Origin of the sequence: Brevundimonas aurantiaca (genome assembly GCF_904830995.1) — a bacterium.
Classification (GTDB): Bacteria; Pseudomonadota; Alphaproteobacteria; order Caulobacterales; family Caulobacteraceae; genus Brevundimonas; species Brevundimonas aurantiaca.
Genome location: NZ_CAJGVD010000001.1, coordinates 509350 through 526625, shown reverse-complemented (window position 1 = coordinate 526625; position 17276 = coordinate 509350). Strand labels below are relative to the sequence as shown.

Below are 17276 nucleotides of genomic sequence, written 5' to 3'. Positions count from 1 at the left end.
CGGAGCGCGCGACATGACCCTTGTGGCCGATCTCTACACCGCCCAGCCGTTCTGGATCTGGCTGGGCGTGGGCGTGCTCCTTCTGGCGGTGGAGGCGATGTTCTCGACCGAATGGCTGCTGTGGCCTGCGGTCTCGGCGGGACTGGTGGCGGTGATGACGGCGGTGGGTCTGCGTCTGGGCCTGCCGGGCGAGGTCGCCGTCTTCGCCGTTCTGACCGTGATCGCCACCATTCTGTCGCGGCGTCTGGTGCAGAAAGCCAATCCGCCCGGCCAGGACATCAATGATCGGAACAGTCGTCTGCTTGATCAGCGCGCCCGGGTCGTGGAGGCCTTCGTCGCCGGCCGCGGGCGGGTGTTCGTATCCGGCGCCGAATGGGCTGCCGTGATCGACGGCGAGGCGCCCGAACCAGGGCAGGACGTGGTGGTCAAAGGCGTCAGCGGATCGGTGCTGACCGTGCGCTCGGCCGTCTGAATCCAAGCCGGCGCTTCAGCTGGACAGAAAGGCTTTCAGCGCCGCGGGCTTGATGGGTTTGGGCAGCAGCACCGCCCCGGCGGCGGTCGCCTGATCGTTCAGGCCGTCGCGCGTATCGGCCGTGACCAAGGCGATCCGACGCACGCCCAGCGGCCGCAGCCAGTCGATCACCGCAAATCCTTCCGGCCCTTCGCCCAGATGCAGGTCGATCAGGGCGGCGTCGAACGGCCCCGTCGCGGCCTTTGCGGCCTCAAGGCTGGACGCTGTCACCGGACGGGCGCCCCAGCGTGTCAGCAGGGCCGTCAAGGCGGCCAGGATCACCGGCTCATTGTCGACGCAGAGCACCCGCAAACCCGACAGAGGCAGCCGCGCCTCCTTCAGCGGCGCCGGCTCAGGCGGACGATCGGCGTGACGGCGCGGCGCCGTGATGCGGAAGGCGGTTCCGGCCCCGACGCGGGACGTCAGCGTCAGCGGATGATCCAGCAGGCTGGACAATCGCCGCACGATGGCCAGACCCAGCCCCGCGCCCGGTTCATCGACCGGCGCTCCGGGCAGGCGGACGAACTCCCCGAAAACGGTCTCACGATCGGCGTCGGGGATGCCTCGACCGGTGTCGCACACCAGGATCTGCACGGTCTCGGCCTTGCGCCGCGCCCCGACCAGCACCCGTCCGGCGTCCGTATACCGAAGAGCGTTGGCGATCAGGTTCTGAAGCATCGACCGCAGCAGATCCCGGTCCGACTGCACCCACAGACCGCTCCGCACCAGAGTCAGCCGCAGCCCCTTGGCCTCCGCCACCGGCAGATATTCGCGCTCCAGCTCGTCGAACAGTCCGTCCAGCGACACCTGTGTCACGGCCGCCTTCACCCCGCCGGCCTCCAGCTTCGACAGGTTCAAAAGAGCGGTCAGAAGCCGGTGCGCGCTGTCTATGGCCCGGTCCGCATTCAGGGCCAGGGTGCGGCCGGCCGGCCCCGCCTCCGGTCCCGAGACGGCCGGCTCTTCCTTGAGGGCGGCGATAAACAGCCGCGCGGCATGCAAAGGCTGCAACAGGTCGTGGCTGGCGGCGGCCAGGAAGCGGGTCTTGGAGGCCGTCGCCTCCTCCGCCGCGCGCCGCGCTTCCTCGAGCCGAGCCGTCCGGTCGGCGACCCGAGCTTCCAGCCTTTCGTTGGCCTCTTCCAACTGGCTGGCCGCCCGCCGCAGGGCGGTGATGTCCGTATAGCTGGTCACATAGCCGCCGCCGGGGATCGGCGCCCCGGACGAACGCAGCACCCGCCCGTCCGGCTGAAGCCGTTCATGGTCATGGGGAATGCGTCGGCTCAAGGCTTCCAGCCGCCGCTCCACCCAGGTGTCGATGTCGTTGGGGCTTTCACCGCGTTCGGCGTTCAGTCGATAGATGCTGGCGATCGGCAAGCCGACGTGAACGAAGCCGGCCGGGAGATCGAACATAGACACATATCGGCGATTCCAGGCCGTTATGCGCAGATCTTCGTCCACGACGATCACGCCCTGGTCGATATTGTCCAGGGTCGTCTGAAGCAGGTCCCGACTGAATTGGACGGCCTGGGACGCCTCGTCCAGCATCCGCACCACATCCTCGGGCGCGCGGCCGCCGCCGGCCAGGGCGGCGGCGATCACCCGCCGAGCCGAGGCCGCCCCGATGGCGCCGGCCAGCATCCGCTCCGCCGCCCTCGCCAAACTCGCATTGGCCGGATCGGCGTCTCGCAACCGGACATCGGTTTCGGCGCTCCAGGCCGCAAAGGCCCGCTCGGCGCGTTCGTCCCCGATGAAGCGGGCGACGAGGGCGCGCAGATCGCCGACCGAGGCGCCGGCCGGCGACGGCCGCGCCTCCAGCCAGTCGGGCCCCAGACGATCGACGAAGGCCCGCGCCTGGACTCGGTCGATCAGCCGCGGCTGGGCGAACCGCGACACCCCGACATAGGCGGCCAGGTTCAGCCCCAGGCTGACGAAGACGCCCAGCGCCAGCGGGTCCTTAACCCCCAACATGACATGCAGATGCCAGGGCGCGGCCGGCGCCAGCTGGGGCAGGGCCAGCATGGCGATCCAGACCGTGATCCCGACGGTGACGCCCGCCAGGGCGCCGTGGGCGTGACCGCCGCGCCACAATACGGCGCCGAACAGGGCGGGCGCCAGTTGCGCCATGGCGGCGAAGGACACCAGCCCCATGGCCGCCAGCCCCCGCGACTGATCAGTCGCCTGATAGTAAAGCCAGGCCAGCAGCAGCACCGCCACAATGGCCCCCCGTCGCACCTGCAATATGATGCCCGACATGTCCGAGGCGTCGCCGCGCAACCGCCATCGGTCTCGCGCCAGGAAGGGCAGGATCAGGCTGTTGGAAACCATGGCCGACAGGGCCACGGCCTCGACGATGACCATGGCCGTGGCGGCGGAAAACCCCCCGACGAAGACGACGGCGGTCAGCCACGTCTCGCCCCGCCCGAACGGCAGGGCCAGAACCAGCAGGTCGGGGTTGGTCGAGGGTGCGAACAGGGCGCCGGCGGCCACCAGCGGCAGCACCGCCAGGCTGGTCAGCACCAGATAGGCCGGAAAAATCCAGCGGGCCCGGCGCACATGGCTGGGGTCGGCGCCCTCGACGAAGGCGACGTGAAACTGACGCGGCAGACAGAAGATGGCCAGGGTGGCGATCAGGGCGATGGCCAGGAATCGAGGCGTCAGCTCCGGCGGGGCGGCGAGGGCGCCCAGCCCCTCTCGGATTGTCGCGCCTGAACCGTTCTGAACCAGCAGCAACAGGGCGAAGGCCGCGACCAGAAGCAGAGCGCCCAGCTTGACCAGGGACTCCAACCCGACGGCCTGGATCAGGCCCCGATTGTGTTCGGTCAGATCCGGCCGCCGCGCCCCGAACAATATGGCGAACCCCGCCAGCACCCCCGCCAGCACCAGAACGGTCAGGCTCTCGGAACCGGCCACCGGCGTCCCCGCCGTCAACAGGGCCCCCGCCATGGACAGGGATTTCAGCTGCAGCGCGATGTAGGGCAGGGAGCCCAGTATGGCGACCAGCGTCACGACCGCGCCCAGGGTCTGGCTCTTGCCATAGCGGGACGCCACGAAGTCCGCCATCGAGCCGACGTTCTCGCGCCGGGCGGCGGCGGCGATCCGACGCCACAGAGGAAACAGCACCGTCAGCCCCAGCACCGGGCCGATGTAGATGGGCAGATACTCCCACCCCTCACGGGCTGCGGTGCCCACCGCGCCATAATAGGTCCAGGAGGTGCAGTAGATGGCCAGCGACAGGGCATAGACCGACGGACCCAGGCCGCGCCCGCGCGCGCCCGGCCGCTCCTGGTGCCAGGCCACGCCGAACAGCACCGCCATATAGGCGACGACCAGGCCGAGGATCATCAGGCTGAACATGGCGGCATCTGAACCAGGCAGGGGGGCTTTCACAAGGGAAAGGCGGGCCGTCTTGCGACGACCCGCCCCTCATCCACGCCTGATTGCAGGAATTCAGGCGTTTAGATCGACATCCTTTCCTTCCTTGACCAGAAGGAAGCCCAGCACGACCGTCCCCAGCGCCACGATGATCGGGTACCAGAGGCCGGAATAGATGTTGCCGGTCGCCGCCACGATGGCGAAGGCCGTGGTCGGCAGGAAGCCGCCGAACCAGCCGTTGCCGATGTGATAGGGCAGGGACATGGAGGTGTAGCGGATATTGGTCGGGAACATCTCGACCAGGGCCGCAGCGATCGGGCCGTAGACCATGGTCACATAGAAGCCGAGGATGAACAGGATCAGCACCACCATCGGCTTGTTGACCAGATCGCTGTCCGCCTTGGCAGGATAGCCGGCGGCCGTCAGAGCCTCGCCCAACTGCTTGTCCCAGGCCTTTTTCTCAGCCGCGAAATCGGCAGGCGCCATGGCGTCTCCACGGAAGCTCTGGACGACGGCCTGGTCGCCGATCCGCACCTGAGCCACCGTGCCTGCGGGCGCCTCGACATTGGTGTAGGTCACCCCGGCCTTGGCCAGATAGGATTTGGCCAGGTCGCAGGAGTGGTTGAACACCGTCTTGCCGATCGGATCGAACTGGACGTTGCAGTCCGCCGGATCGGCATAGACCACGACCGGCGCCGAGGCGGCGGCGGCGGCCAGCCGCGGATTGGCGGCCTGGGTCAGGGCGTTGAACAGCGGGAAATAGGTGAGGGCGGCGATCAGGCACCCGGCCAGGATGACCGGCTTGCGTCCCACCTTGTCCGACAGCCAGCCCCAGAAGATGAAGAAGGGCGAGGCCGCGACCAGGGCGATAGTCAGCATCACATAGACGAGGGTGGCGTCCAGCTTCATCACCCGTTCCAGAAAGAACAGGGCGTAGAACTGACCCGTGTACCAGATCACGGCCTGGCCGGCGGTCAGGCCCAGCAGGGCGATCAGCACCAGCTTCAGGTTCGGCCATTTGCCGAAGGAGTCCTTCAGCGGGGTCTTGGACCCCTTGCCCTCGGCCTTCATCCGTTTGAAGGACGGGCTTTCGGACAGCTTCAGACGAATCCACAGCGACACGCCCAGCAGCAGGATCGAGACCAGGAAGGGGATCCGCCAGCCCCATTCCGCAAAGGCCTCCTCGCCGACCGAGACACGGACGCCCAGAATGACGACCAGGCTCAGCACCAGCCCGGCCGTGGCGGTGATCTGGATGAAGGAGGTGTAGAAGCCGCGTTTACCATGTGGCGCGTGCTCAGCCACATAGGTGGCGGCGCCGCCGTATTCGCCGCCCAGGGCCAGACCCTGGATCAGCCGCATCAGCACCAGAATGATCGGCGCGGCGATGCCGATGGCCGCATAGGGCGGCAACAGACCCACGACGAAGGTGGAAAGCCCCATCAGGAGCATGGTCACCAGGAAGGTGTTCTTGCGACCCCACAGGTCGCCCAGACGCCCGAAGACCACGGCCCCGAACGGTCGAACCGCAAATCCGGCGGCGAAGGCCATCAGGGCGAAGATGTAGCCGGTCGTCTCATTGACGCCCGAGAAGAACTGCACGGTGATGATCGCGGCCAGCGACCCGTACAGATAGAAATCATACCATTCGATAACGGTGCCGACCGACGACGCCAGAATCACCAGCTTGTCGTTCTTACCCACCACATACTCATCGACCGGCGCACCGATGGCGCTGTCCGTCATAGCGTAGCCTCCCAGCTGTCTGGTCTTTCCGACCGTTTTCACGCCGCAAGTGCGCGATTGGCCGAGAGAGTGACGCAGGGCTGAGACAAGCGTCAGGGCGACTTTGGTCGAGTGTACTTTTCTCGCCTAATATATATTATGCGAAGACAGCCCAAGTTGGTCGGTGTTGCTTTGAGTTTCGCTAATCCTGAGATTTCAGCATTTCCGCAGGATTGGCGCCGTAAGCCTGAGACTCCTGTTCCGTAACGCTGAGACTGAGTTTGCAAGGCTCCCGCACCGGGCCCATCCTCGAGATGCTGCATCAGCGCCTTCGACGTACAAGTCCGCTGCGCGCTCCGCTCGATTACGCGCCAACGTCTTGACGGATTCGTGGGGCCTTGCGAGGCATGCGCAAGGACATGCGTATGGGCGGCTCAGCCCGATGATGACGGAAAAGCCACGCTCCTCTCGGCGATGGAACTCATCCTTTGCGAACTCGAGCGCCTAATGGGCCGGGATTAGGGCGCCTTCGGCGAATCCATCGTCACTGAAGGAAGGCTGCTGCGGCGCTTGATACGGCTTCACCGCAACGCCTTCAGGCTTTGCGGCAGCACGTCGCACAGGTCTTCGGAGATCAAACCCGGACCAAACCGCGCGGCGGCGTCGGAATGCAGCCAGACGGCGGCGCTGGCGGCGTCGAAACTGTCCATACGCTGGGCGATCAGGCCTCCGATCATGCCGGCCAGGACGTCGCCGGTTCCAGCCGTCGCCAGCCAGGGCGAGCCGTTGGGATTGAGGCGCACACGGCCGTCCGGCGCCGCGATCAGGGTCTGGGCGCCCTTCAGCACGATGATAGCCTGGGCGTGGCGGGCGGCCTCAACGGCGGCGACCGCCCTGCCCTGTTTCAACAGGCCGGGAAACAGCCGTTCGAACTCGCCCTCATGGGGCGTCAGCACGTCGTCGCGGTCCAGAACGGCGAACAGTTCGGCGCTACGGCCCTTGAACACCGACAGACCGTCCGCATCGATCACCAAGGCCGCGCCGCTCAGCGCAAGGGCCTGGATGTTGGCCACCGTACCCTCGTCAAGCCCGGCGGCGGGGCCGGCGACGACGGCGTCCATCTCCTCGACCTCCCGCCCCAGGGCCTCGGGCGAGGTGAAGGGGGTCAGCATGACGGCCGTGACCGTTGAGGCGATCGTCGCGACCGCGTCGGGCGGGCAAAGGATCCGCACCACCCCGGCGCCGATCCTCAGACCGGCGCGCGCCGCCAGACGGGCCGCCCCCGTCTGATGCGCCCGACCGGACACCACCCCCAAACGTCCCCGCGCATGCTTATGCGTTTCCGGCCCAGGCCACGGAAGAAAATTGCGCCAGATCGCCGGGTCGTTGGTTTCAATCATCCGAACTCCGAATATCCGTGACTTTTCTGCGAAAACTGCTTGCCTTCGATGGCTTTGATGTGTCCCATTCCCGCCCGAACGCCGCTGCATTTCGCACGCCGTTCAGGGGTCGCCATGAAGAAAATCGAAGCCATCATCAAGCCCTTCAAGCTGGATGACGTCAAAGAGGCGCTCCAGGACGTCGGGGTGCAAGGCATGACCGTGCTGGAGGCCAAGGGATACGGCCGCCAGAAGGGCCATTCCGAACTGTACCGCGGCGCCGAATACGTCATCGACTTCCTGCCCAAGATCAAGATCGAGGTCGTCGTCGCCGACGACCTGGCGCCTGCGGTCGTCGAGGCCATTCAGACCTCGGCCCGCACCGGCAAGATCGGCGACGGCAAGATCTTCGTCTCCGACGTCGCCGACGTGATCCGCATCCGCACCGGCGAAACCGGGGCTCAGGCGGTCTGACTTCACCTGCCCCTCTTCCTCCCCAACGACCAAGAAACAGGACTTCCGAGAATGAGCGCCAGCAAGATCCTCAAAGAGATCAAGGAAAAGGACGTCAAATACGTCGACGTTCGCTTCACCGACACCCGCGGCAAGCTGCAACATGTGACCTTCGACGTCGACCTAGTCGATGAGGACTTTCTGAACGAAGGCACCATGTTCGACGGCTCGTCCATCGCCGGCTGGAAGGCGATCAATGAGTCGGACATGCTGCTGAAGCCGGACCTGACCACGGCCTATATCGACCCCTTCTATCAGCAGACGACCATGTTCCTGTTCTGCGACGTGCTGAACCCGGACACCGGCGAGCCCTACAACCGCGACAGCCGTTCGATGGCCAAGAAGGCCTTGGCCTATGTCCAGTCTTCGGGCGTGGGCGATCAGGTCTATTTCGGCCCGGAAGCCGAGTTCTTCATCTTCGACGACGTGCGCTGGAACACCCAGCCTCACAACACCGGCTACAGCTACGATTCGACCGAGCTGCCCGCCAACACCGGCGCCGAATACACCGAGGGCAACATGGGCCACCGCCCTGGGCCCAAGGGCGGCTATTTCCCGGTCAACCCGGTCGATTCGGGTCAGGATCTGCGCGGCGAAATGCTGGGCGTGATGCGTGACCTGGGCCTCCAGCCCGAGAAGCACCACCACGAGGTGGCGCCGGCCCAGCACGAACTGGGCCTGAAGTTCTCGGACCTGCTGACCATGGCCGACCGGCTGCAGCTGTATAAGTACGTCATCCACAACGTCGCGGCCGCCTACGGCAAGACCGCGACCTTCATGGCCAAGCCCATGTTCGCCGACAACGGCTCGGGAATGCACGTGCACCAGTCGATCTGGCGCGACGGCAAGCCCCTGTTCGCCGGCGACAAATACGCCGGCCTGTCGCAGGAATGCCTGTGGTACATCGGCGGCATCATCAAGCACGCCAAGGCCATCAACGCCTTCGCCAACTCGACCACCAACTCCTACAAGCGTCTGGTCCCCGGTTACGAAGCCCCGGTGAAACTGGCCTATTCGGCTCGCAACCGTTCGGCCTCGATCCGCATTCCGCACGTCTCCTCGCCGAAGGCCAAGCGTCTGGAAGCCCGCTTCCCCGACCCGATGGGCAACCCCTATCTGACCTTCGTCGCCCTGCTGATGGCGGGCCTGGACGGCATCGAAAACCGCATCGATCCCGGCGCGCCCGCCGACAAGAACCTCTACGACCTGCCGCCGGAAGAGCGCGGCTCCATCCCCGAGGTCTGCGGCTCGCTGCGTGAAGCCCTGGAGAACCTCGACAAGGACCGCGCCTTCCTCAAGAAGGGCGGCGTCATGGATGACGACTTCATCGACAGCTACATCGAGCTGAAGATGGAAGAGGTGATGCGCCTGCAACTGCACCCGCACCCGGTTGAGTTTGACATGTACTACAGCTGCTGATCGACATATCAGAGGCGAACAAAGGGCGCCGGCGCGAACCGCCGGCGCCCTTTTTGTCGTCCAGCGCGCCAAGCGAGGCGGCGGCCGTTTTCAAGGGGTGAGCAGGGAGTGGCTGGACCGGCCTCAGGCCGCTTCGGCTTCCAGATCGTCCGCCTTCTTGCGGCGCAGTTCGATCAGCCGCACGCACCAGATCGAGACCTCATAGAGAATGACCAGGGGCACCGCCAGCATCAGCTGGCTGATGGGGTCGGGCGGCGTGACGACGGCGGCGACCACCACCACGGCGACGATGGCGTAGCGGCGGCCCGAGGCCATCATCTTGGAATTGATCAAGCCGGCCAGGCCTAAAAGGGTCGTCACGACCGGCAGTTGGAAGCACAGGCCGAAGGCCAGCAGCAGCGAGGTGACCAGGTTCAGATAGTCCGAAATCTTGGTCGTCTGAGCCACGGAAATGCCGTCGCTGACCACCTGCTGCCCCAGGGAGAACAGCATGACGAAGGGCAGCATGACGTAATAGACCAGGGCTCCGCCCAGGCAGAACATCACGGGGGCGGCGATCAGGAAGGGCAGAAAGGCGCCCCGCTCATTGCGGTACAGGCCGGGCGCGACGAAGCGGTAAACCTGCCAGGCCATGACCGGGAAGGTCAGGACGGCCGCGCCGAAGGCGGCGATCTTCATCTTGGTGAACAACTGTTCCAGTGGGGCAGTGGCGATCAGTTGCACCACGGCGGCCGAACCGGGCGGATAGGGTTTGAAACCCGTCATGATCGCGATCAGCTCCAGCGGATTGGCGTGGCCTCCAGAGGCCGCCGCCGCCGCATGAATGGCCGCCGCCGCCTGATAGGGTTTGATCAGGGCGATCTGGATCTGATTGGCGAAGGCGAAACACAGGATGAAGCCCAGGGCGAAGGCGACCACGCAGACCAGCAGCCGGCTGCGCAGCTCTATCAGATGGTCCATCAGGGGCGCGCGCGACGCCTCGATCTCGGCCTCGTCGCGGTCGGAGATAGTCAAAGCTCGACGGCCTTCTTGCGCGGGGTCTTGGTCTTGGCGGACGACTGGGCCGGCGCCTGGGCGTCCGAGATCTGGGTCTTGGCGGCGCCCTTGGCCGAGGCGCGGGTCTTCGCCGCGACCGCCCCGCCCGCCCTGGCGGTCTTCTTCGTTTTCGCGGGCGTTGCTGAGGTTTCGGCGGTCGAACTGCCGCGCTTCGACCTGGGCCTTGAATCGGGCTTCGACTTGGCCTCCGGCTCCGGCTCCAGCGGGGAGACAGGCGACGCATCGGGCCATTCATCCACCGCCGGGGTCGGCAGTGAGGCGACGGGCGGCGGCGTCGTCAGACCGGCGTTGATCTCCTTGAAGGCCGCATCGGCCTCGGCGCCCAGGGGGTACATGGCCCCCTGCCCGCTCCGCAGCGCCTCGACCTCCTTACGCAACTCGTCCAGTTCGGACTGGCGCGCCATCTCGTCGAAGCTGGAGCGGAACTCATTGGCCATGGCGCGGGCCTTGGCCAGCATCTGGCCCACGCGGCGCATGAGCACAGGCAAGTCCTTGGGCCCCACCACCAGCAGGGCCACCAGACCGATCACCAATAGTTCGAAGCCCCCGATACCGGGGCCGAGCCCGCCCATGCGTCAGCCCTCAAAGACCCGACGCGGACTTCAGTGCTTTTCCTTCTCCGCCTCGGTGCGCGGCAGGGCGCCGACGCCGTCTTGCGTCGCGTCCTTCTTGCCGTCGTCCGACAGGCCGTCCTTGAATGCGCGGATGCCCTTGGCGGCGTCGCCCATGATGCTGGACAGCTTGCCGCGTCCGCCGAACAGGACGGCGACCACGACAATGACGATGGCCCAGTGCCAGATGCTCATGGAGCCCATGGGTAATCTCCTCGAAGAGGCCGATGATCGGCCCCATCCACTCTTCTTCGTCCCGCATATAGGCGGAGTCATGGCCCCACGCCAAGGGAGGCTGTAGGTGTGCGCGACCATGAGTCTCTCCGATCACGTCATCATCCATACCGACGGCGCCTGCAAGGGCAATCCGGGGCCCGGCGGCTGGGGCGCCCTGCTGCAGACGGCAGGCGGTCATGAGAAGGAACTTTGGGGCGGCGAGGCGAATACGACCAACAACCGCATGGAGCTGACGGCCGCCATCATGGCGCTGGAGGCGCTGAAACGCCCGTGCAAGGTCGAGCTTCATACGGACAGCAAATATGTCATGCAAGGCGTGACCGAATGGATGCGCGGTTGGAAGGCGCGCGGCTGGCTGACCGCCGACAAGAAGCCGGTCAAGAACGCCGACCTTTGGCGACGTCTCGATGAGGCGCGCCAGAGACACGAGGTCAAATGGCGCTGGGTCAAGGGCCACGCCGGCCATGCGTTGAATGAGCGCGCGGACCAGTTGGCGAATCGCGGCGTGGCGGACCTGAAAAGGGCCTAAACCAGGGTCACCGGGTCAGGTCCATCTGCTGAGCCAGAATCACCGCCTGGGTCCGATTATAAACGCCCAGCTTTCGAAACACGCTGGTCAGATGCGCCTTGATGGTTGCTTCGGAGACGCCCAGGTCGAAGGCGATCTGCTTGTTCAACCGCCCCGCCTTCAACCCTTCCAGTATGCGCAGCTGCGACGGCGTCAGGCTGCCGACCCGGGCGGCGAGGTCGTCCTCTCCGGCCGCCTCCGGCGTCTCGGGCGCCCAGGCGTCGCCGGCCAGAACGGCCGTGATCGCCTCCACCATCTGCGGAAGGGCGGCGGATTTTGGGATGAAGCCTGCGGCGCCGAGGGCCAGGGCGCGGCGCACGACGCTCGCCTCCTCGCTGGCCGAGACGACGGCGACCGGAACGACGGGATGTTCGGCCCGAACGGCGGCCAGGCCCGCCATGCCTTCACTGTCGGAGAGTTTGAGATCCAGAAGCAGCAGGTCGGTCGGCGTCCTGAGGGCCGCTCGCGCCTCGGCCAGGCTGGCGCATTCCTCTATCGTCGCTTCGGGCGAGGCCTTGGAGACGGCGGACCGCAGCGCGGCGCGGAACAGGGGGTGATCGTCGGCGATGACGATTCGATCCATCAGGCGTCCTTCCCTTCGCGCAGCGTTCTTGGCGGCCGCGTCTGCAGCAGCATGACGCAGTTCGACTTTGGTCGAAACTAGACCATTGGCTAATGGCCGCATACGCCCCTTGGGGAAAAGGTTCATTCGGACGCTCGCAACAGACGAGCCAGGGAGGAACCATCATGATCAAATCCAGCCTGGCGGCAGGATGCGCGGCGGCGGCCCTGCTTCTGGCCCCCGGCGTCGCCTCGGCGCAAGACGCCCAGGCCGCCCTCGAAGCCCGAATCGCTCAGCTCGAAGCCGAGTTGAACGCCCTCAAATCCGAAGTCGTCGCCGCCCGCACCCAGCAGGCGGCGCAGCAGCAGGACATCATCCGGCTGGAGGCCCGCCCGGCGCCGCCGGCGCCGGTCCAGCAGGCGGCCGCGCCCAGCGACGGTTTCCGGATCGGCGACCACACAGTGAAGTTCGGCGGCTTCGTCAAGGTGGACGCCTCGGCCTCCAGCTATTCCGGCGGCGATCCCGCCAATGGCGACGCCCTGCGTGAGTTCCATATCCCCGGCTCCATCCCCATCGGCGGCGCCGACGAGGATACGGCGACAGACTTCAACGCCCGCCAGACCCGGTTCTGGCTGACGACCGACGGCCTGGTCGGCGGCCACAAGGTCGGCACGCGGCTGGAGATGGACTTCCAGACCCTGCCCGGCACAGCGGACCAGCGCACCACCAGCCCCGCCAACCCGGCCCTGCGCCGCGCCTTCGTGACCATCGACAACTGGCTGATCGGCCAGGAGTGGACCAACTTCCAGAACACCGCCGTCCTGCCCGAATCCGCCGACTTCATCGGCGCGGCCGAGGGCACGGTCTTCGCGCGGCAGGTCCAGGTGCGTTACACGCGCGGTCCCTTCTCCGTTTCGGTGGAAAACCCCGAGACGACCGTGACCCCGTTCGGCGGCGGCGCGCGGATCATCGCCGACGACAACAGCCTGCCCGACTTCACCGCCCGCTACGCCCTGGCGCGGCCCTGGGGGGATCTGCAGTTCGCCGGTCTGCTGCGTCAGCTGAAGTACCAGAACCCGTCGACCAGCATCGATTCCACCGCCACCGGCTGGGGCCTGTCCGCCTCGACCAAGATCAAGGTCGGCGCCAAGGACGATCTGCGTCTGATGGTGACGGGCGGCGAAGGGATCGGCCGATATGTCGGGCTGAACTTCTCGAACGACGCGGTGCTGGACGCCTCGGGCGAACTGGACGCGATCGGCGTCGTCGCCGGCTTCGCCGCCTATCGTCACGTCTGGGCGCCCGGCTGGCGCTCCAGCCTGATCTGGTCGGCGCAGTCGGTCGATAATGACACGAGCGTGACCGGTCTGGCCGTCAACCGGTCGGCCCAGAGCGTCCACGCCAACTTGATCTGGTCGCCGGTTACGGCGTTTGATGTCGGCGCCGAGCTGATGTTCGCCGACCGCGAAATCGAATCCGGCGCGAGCGGCGACATGACCCGATTGATCCTGTTCGCCAAATACGGATTCTAAAGATGCTGGAGACGTCTCGCGTGCCCGATTCCGACCTCTACCCCGTTCCCGCAGACTTCGCCGCCAAGGCCCATATGGACCGGCGAGCCTATGAGGCGGCGCGGATCGCGGCGCGCGAGACGCCCGAGGCCTTCTGGTCCGAACAGGCGAAACGCCTCGACTGGATCAAGGCGCCGACCAGGATCAAGGACGTCTCCTTCAGGAAGGAGGATTTCCGCATCCGCTGGTTCGAGGACGGCGTTCTGAACGTCGCCGCCAACTGCATCGACCGCCACCTGCCCCACCGCAAGGATGAGACCGCGATCATCTGGGAGGGCGACGACCCGGCGGACAGTCGTCACATCACCTACGGCGAGCTGCACGCGCAGGTCTGCCGCATGGCCAATGTACTGAAATCCCACGGGGCCAAGAAGGGCGACCGGGTCACCATCTATCTGCCGATGATCCCCGAGGCCGCCTACGCCATGCTGGCCTGCGCCCGGATCGGGGCGGTCCATTCCGTGGTCTTCGGCGGCTTTTCGCCCGACAGCCTGTGCGGTCGGATCGAGGACTGCGGCTCCAACCTGGTCATCACGGCCGACGAGGGCGTGCGCGGCGGCAAGATCGTGCCGCTGAAGGCCAATGTCGATGCGGCCCTGGAAAAGGTGAAGGTCGATACGGTTCTGGTGGTCCGCCGCACCGGCGCCGACGTGCCGATGATCGAAGGCCGCGACATCGACTACGCCGTCGAGGCGGCCGAGGCCTCGACCGACTGTCCCCCCGAGCCGATGAAGGCGGAAGATCCGTTGTTCATCCTCTACACCTCAGGTTCCACCGGAAAGCCCAAAGGCGTTCTTCACACGACGGGCGGCTATCTGTTCTGGGCCGCCTGGACCCATGAGCTGACGTTCGATTATCGCCCCGGCGAGGTCTTCTGGTGCACGGCCGACGTGGGCTGGGTCACGGGCCATTCCTATCTGGTCTATGGTCCGCTGGCGAACGCCGCGACCACCCTGATGTTCGAAGGCGTACCCAACTATCCCGACGCCAGCCGCTTTTGGCAGGTGGTGGACAAGCACAAGGTCGAGGTCTTCTACACCGCCCCGACGGCCCTGCGCGCCCTGATGCGCGAAGGCGACGCGCCGGTGAAGGCCACGTCACGCAAATCGCTGCGTCTGCTGGGCACGGTCGGCGAGCCGATCAATCCGGAGGCCTGGCGTTGGTATCATGAGGTGGTCGGGGACAGCCGCTGCCCGATCGTGGACACCTGGTGGCAGACCGAGACAGGCGGCCATCTGATCACCCCCTTGCCCGGCGCCACCGACCTGAAGCCGGGCTCGGCCACCCTGCCCCTGCCCGGCGTGGAGTTGCAGATCGTCGATGCGGAGGGCCAGGAACTGGTCGGCGCCGTCTCGGGCAATCTGTGCATCACCGACAGTTGGCCGGGCCAGATGCGCACCGTCTACGGCGATCATCAGCGCTTCTTCGAGACCTATTTCTCGACCTATCCCGGCCGGTATTTCACCGGCGACGGCTGTCGCCGGGACGAGGACGGCTATTACTGGATCACCGGCCGGGTCGACGACGTCATCAATGTCTCGGGCCACCGGATGGGCACGGCCGAGATCGAAAGCGCCCTGGTGCTGCACGACGACGTGGCCGAGGCGGCCGTGGTCGGCTATCCGCACGACATCAAGGGCCAGGGCATCTACGCCTATGTCACCCTGAACAAGGGGGTCGAGGCGACCGAGGATCTGCGCAAGGCCCTGGGCGCCCACGTCCGTCGCGAGATCGGCCCCATCGCCGCCCCGGACGTGATCCAGTGGGCGCCCGGCCTGCCCAAGACCCGATCCGGCAAGATCATGCGCCGCATCCTGCGCAAGATCGCCGAGAACGAGATCGGCTCGCTGGGCGACACCTCGACCCTGGCCGATCCGTCGGTCGTCGAGGATCTGGTGAAGAACCGCGCGGGCTGATCAGGCCGGACTTGTGCGCCGCGCCCGGCGTCGTCAAAACCGGATCAAGGGGCCGGCTGTAGCGCCGAGGGCCCCAGTGCTTGGGTGGAGACGATAGGATGACGATCCGGTTCGACGGACAGGTGGCCATTGTGACAGGCGCGGGCGGTGGTCTGGGGCGGCAGCACGCCCTGGCCCTGGCGGCGCGCGGGGCCAAGGTGGTGGTCAATGATCTGGGCGGCGCCCGCGACGGTTCGGGCGGTTCCGCCACCGCCGCCGAGGCTGTCGTGGCCGAGATCGAGGCCGCCGGCGGCGAGGCCGTGGCCAATACCGCCTCCGTCACCGACTTCGCCGCCGTTCAGGCCATGGTGGAGGCGGCCATGGCCAAATGGGGTCGGGTCGACCTGCTGGTGAACAACGCCGGGGTCCTGCGCGACAAGAGCTTCGCCAAGATGGAGCTGGAGGACTTCCGCTTCGTCGTGGACGTCCATCTGATGGGGGCGGTCAACTGCACCAAGGCGGTGTGGGAGATCATGCGCGGCCAGAACTACGGCCGCATCGTCATGACCACCTCGTCCTCGGGTCTGTACGGCAATTTCGGCCAGTCGAACTATGGGGCGGCCAAGATGGCCTTGGTCGGTCTGATGCAGACCCTGTCGATCGAGGGGGCCAAGAACGACATCCGCGTCAACTGCCTGGCGCCCACGGCCCATACGCGCATGACCGAAGACCTGGGCGCCGCCCTGCCCCTGGAGGCCCTGGATCCGGCGCTGGTGACGCCTGGTCTGCTGTATCTGCTGAGCCGGGACGCCCCCAGCCGCTGTATCCTGGCGGCCGGCGCCGGCGGGTTCGAACGCGCCTATGTGACCCTGACAGAGGGCGTCCATATCGCCGGTCCGGACGCGCCGGAACAGGTCGCGGCCCGGTTCGACGCCATCTCGGACCGTTCGAAAGAGATCGTGCCGGAGATGGGCGCCGCCCAGGGCATGATCGAACTGACCAAGGCCCAGAAGGCGCACGCCTCCTGAGCCTTCATGTCGGCGCGGTCAGCCGATCGCGCCGACGCAGCCTTCCGCCTCGCCCGGCGTCAGTTCCGCCTCGGTCAGGGCGATGGTCCAGCCGTGATGGGTGTTCAGGCCCCAGCGACGCGCGCCGCCGCCGTCGCCGGCGTCGCCGCCTGCGGTCACGACCACGCGGCGACCCTTCGGCAGGGCCGGCGGATCGATCTTGCCGACAGCCAGGGAGGTCGGCGTCTCGCCGCCGTAGCCGTCGAAGACGCTGAGCATCGACCATTCGCGACGCAGGCCCATCCACCAGGCGTCCTCGGTGTTGATGGCCAGAACGGCCACGCCATGACCCTCGGCGGCGAAGGCCAGGGCCTTTTGCGGGTCGCGCACCATCTTGATGTCGGCGGCGGCGCCGAAACGCAACCGGGCGCCGTCATAGGCGCGGGTCGGCTCGATCGGGGCCCAGACCTGGACCTGCAGCCGGCCCTGACGCGCCAGCCCCCAGCCGACGATCTCACGCCAGAGGTGTTCGACCGCCTCGGCGTTTTCGGGGCGGCACTTGGACAACATCCGCGACAGGACGGTCTGCTCGCGGTCGGGGCGAAGCTTGGTGTGGGGCCCCGTGGGGGCGTCCTTGGCGCGGCCGACGGTGGCGGCGACGGCGAGACGTTGTTCGAACAGGGCCAGAATCTGATCGTCAATGGCGTCGATCTCGGCGCGCAGGGCGGCCAGGGCCTGTTGTTCCGGGGTCAGTTCGACCACTTCGGGCCACACTTTCTGGACGTTGGAATGGGGCATGGGTTCGGGCTTTCGGCAAAAGGGGAATTTCGATGTGCAGGGGCGGACAGCCGCT

15 protein-coding genes are annotated in these 17276 nt (G+C 66.6%); 7 read left to right on the top strand and 8 right to left on the bottom strand.

Annotated features, from left to right (window positions below; genetic code table 11):
- Window positions 1–13 precede the first annotated feature (13 nt).
- Window positions 14–472 (top strand): NfeD family protein, encoded by a 459-nt coding sequence (locus tag JMT67_RS02715; RefSeq protein ID WP_201462623.1) that lies wholly within the window; start codon window positions 14–16, stop codon window positions 470–472.
- 15 nt (window positions 473–487) lie between these two features.
- Here the strand turns inward: JMT67_RS02715 and JMT67_RS02710 are convergent, their stop codons facing one another.
- From JMT67_RS02710 to JMT67_RS02700, 3 genes are all read right to left on the bottom strand, one after another.
- A complete protein-coding gene (locus JMT67_RS02710; RefSeq protein WP_201462622.1) occupies window positions 488–3862 on the bottom strand; it encodes a hybrid sensor histidine kinase/response regulator in 3375 nt (1124 codons plus the stop codon).
- A gap of 93 nt (window positions 3863–3955) precedes the next feature.
- On the bottom strand, window positions 3956–5626 hold the full coding sequence (locus JMT67_RS02705; RefSeq protein ID WP_054765775.1) for an MFS transporter: 1671 nt from the start codon (window positions 5624–5626) through the stop codon (window positions 3956–3958).
- Window positions 5627–6186: 560 nt separating this feature from the next.
- Complete coding sequence (locus JMT67_RS02700; protein ID WP_201462621.1) at window positions 6187–7005, bottom strand: NAD(P)H-hydrate dehydratase; 819 nt, start codon at window positions 7003–7005, stop codon at window positions 6187–6189.
- A gap of 114 nt (window positions 7006–7119) precedes the next feature.
- Between JMT67_RS02700 and JMT67_RS02695 the strand changes: the two genes are divergently transcribed.
- Entirely contained in the window at window positions 7120–7458 is a 339-nt protein-coding gene (locus tag JMT67_RS02695; protein ID WP_054765773.1) for a P-II family nitrogen regulator, read from the top strand.
- Window positions 7459–7509: 51 nt separating this feature from the next.
- A complete protein-coding gene (glnA, locus tag JMT67_RS02690; RefSeq protein WP_054765772.1) occupies window positions 7510–8916 on the top strand; it encodes a type I glutamate--ammonia ligase in 1407 nt (468 codons plus the stop codon).
- 123 nt (window positions 8917–9039) lie between these two features.
- On the opposite strand, the gene tatC is transcribed toward glnA, so the two are convergent.
- Genes tatC through JMT67_RS02675 form a run of 3 tightly spaced genes read right to left on the bottom strand, consistent with a single transcriptional unit; the run spans window position 9040 to window position 10787 of the window.
- Window positions 9040–9930 carry a twin-arginine translocase subunit TatC gene (tatC, locus tag JMT67_RS02685; RefSeq protein WP_201462620.1) on the bottom strand — a complete coding sequence of 297 codons (891 nt, stop codon included), beginning with the start codon at window positions 9928–9930 and terminating at the stop codon, window positions 9040–9042.
- Window positions 9927–10544: a Sec-independent protein translocase protein TatB gene (tatB, locus tag JMT67_RS16455; protein ID WP_201462619.1), complete on the bottom strand. Its 618-nt coding sequence runs from the start codon at window positions 10542–10544 to the stop codon at window positions 9927–9929. Before tatB ends, tatC begins: the two co-directional genes overlap by 4 nt.
- A gap of 30 nt (window positions 10545–10574) precedes the next feature.
- Window positions 10575–10787 carry a twin-arginine translocase TatA/TatE family subunit gene (locus JMT67_RS02675; protein WP_054765770.1) on the bottom strand — a complete coding sequence of 71 codons (213 nt, stop codon included), beginning with the start codon at window positions 10785–10787 and terminating at the stop codon, window positions 10575–10577.
- Window positions 10788–10896: 109 nt separating this feature from the next.
- Here JMT67_RS02675 and rnhA point away from each other — a divergent pair, with 109 nt between their 5' ends.
- Entirely contained in the window at window positions 10897–11349 is a 453-nt protein-coding gene (gene rnhA / locus JMT67_RS02670; RefSeq protein ID WP_054765769.1) for a ribonuclease HI, read from the top strand.
- A gap of 7 nt (window positions 11350–11356) precedes the next feature.
- Here the strand turns inward: rnhA and JMT67_RS02665 are convergent, their stop codons facing one another.
- Window positions 11357–11971 carry a response regulator transcription factor gene (locus JMT67_RS02665; protein ID WP_201462618.1) on the bottom strand — a complete coding sequence of 205 codons (615 nt, stop codon included), beginning with the start codon at window positions 11969–11971 and terminating at the stop codon, window positions 11357–11359.
- 164 nt (window positions 11972–12135) lie between these two features.
- Here JMT67_RS02665 and JMT67_RS02660 point away from each other — a divergent pair, with 164 nt between their 5' ends.
- From JMT67_RS02660 to JMT67_RS02650, 3 genes are all read left to right on the top strand, one after another.
- Complete coding sequence (locus tag JMT67_RS02660; protein ID WP_201462617.1) at window positions 12136–13482, top strand: DcaP family trimeric outer membrane transporter; 1347 nt, start codon at window positions 12136–12138, stop codon at window positions 13480–13482.
- 2 nt (window positions 13483–13484) lie between these two features.
- Complete coding sequence (gene acs / locus JMT67_RS02655; RefSeq protein WP_201462616.1) at window positions 13485–15437, top strand: acetate--CoA ligase; 1953 nt, start codon at window positions 13485–13487, stop codon at window positions 15435–15437.
- 98 nt (window positions 15438–15535) lie between these two features.
- Window positions 15536–16444 carry an SDR family NAD(P)-dependent oxidoreductase gene (locus JMT67_RS02650; protein WP_201462615.1) on the top strand — a complete coding sequence of 303 codons (909 nt, stop codon included), beginning with the start codon at window positions 15536–15538 and terminating at the stop codon, window positions 16442–16444.
- A gap of 18 nt (window positions 16445–16462) precedes the next feature.
- On the opposite strand, the gene JMT67_RS02645 is transcribed toward JMT67_RS02650, so the two are convergent.
- On the bottom strand, window positions 16463–17221 hold the full coding sequence (locus tag JMT67_RS02645) for a chorismate mutase (protein WP_183215543.1): 759 nt from the start codon (window positions 17219–17221) through the stop codon (window positions 16463–16465).
- Window positions 17222–17276: the final 55 nt, after the last annotated feature.

Excerpts from the sequence above, each read along its gene's own strand:
- JMT67_RS02715 (WP_201462623.1), top strand. The coding sequence starts at position 14 with ATGACCCTTGTGGCCGATCTCTACACCGCCCAGCCGTTCTGGATCTGG.
- JMT67_RS02710 (WP_201462622.1), bottom strand. The coding sequence starts at position 3,862 with ATGTTCAGCCTGATGATCCTCGGCCTGGTCGTCGCCTATATGGCGGTG.
- JMT67_RS02705 (WP_054765775.1), bottom strand. The coding sequence starts at position 5,626 with ATGACGGACAGCGCCATCGGTGCGCCGGTCGATGAGTATGTGGTGGGT.
- JMT67_RS02700 (WP_201462621.1), bottom strand. The coding sequence starts at position 7,005 with ATGATTGAAACCAACGACCCGGCGATCTGGCGCAATTTTCTTCCGTGG.
- JMT67_RS02695 (WP_054765773.1), top strand. The coding sequence starts at position 7,120 with ATGAAGAAAATCGAAGCCATCATCAAGCCCTTCAAGCTGGATGACGTC.
- glnA (WP_054765772.1), top strand. The coding sequence starts at position 7,510 with ATGAGCGCCAGCAAGATCCTCAAAGAGATCAAGGAAAAGGACGTCAAA.
- tatB (WP_201462619.1), bottom strand. The coding sequence starts at position 10,544 with ATGGGCGGGCTCGGCCCCGGTATCGGGGGCTTCGAACTATTGGTGATC.
- JMT67_RS02675 (WP_054765770.1), bottom strand. The coding sequence starts at position 10,787 with ATGGGCTCCATGAGCATCTGGCACTGGGCCATCGTCATTGTCGTGGTC.
- rnhA (WP_054765769.1), top strand. The coding sequence starts at position 10,897 with ATGAGTCTCTCCGATCACGTCATCATCCATACCGACGGCGCCTGCAAG.
- JMT67_RS02665 (WP_201462618.1), bottom strand. The coding sequence starts at position 11,971 with ATGGATCGAATCGTCATCGCCGACGATCACCCCCTGTTCCGCGCCGCG.
- JMT67_RS02660 (WP_201462617.1), top strand. The coding sequence starts at position 12,136 with ATGATCAAATCCAGCCTGGCGGCAGGATGCGCGGCGGCGGCCCTGCTT.
- acs (WP_201462616.1), top strand. The coding sequence starts at position 13,485 with ATGCTGGAGACGTCTCGCGTGCCCGATTCCGACCTCTACCCCGTTCCC.
- JMT67_RS02650 (WP_201462615.1), top strand. The coding sequence starts at position 15,536 with ATGACGATCCGGTTCGACGGACAGGTGGCCATTGTGACAGGCGCGGGC.
- JMT67_RS02645 (WP_183215543.1), bottom strand. The coding sequence starts at position 17,221 with ATGCCCCATTCCAACGTCCAGAAAGTGTGGCCCGAAGTGGTCGAACTG.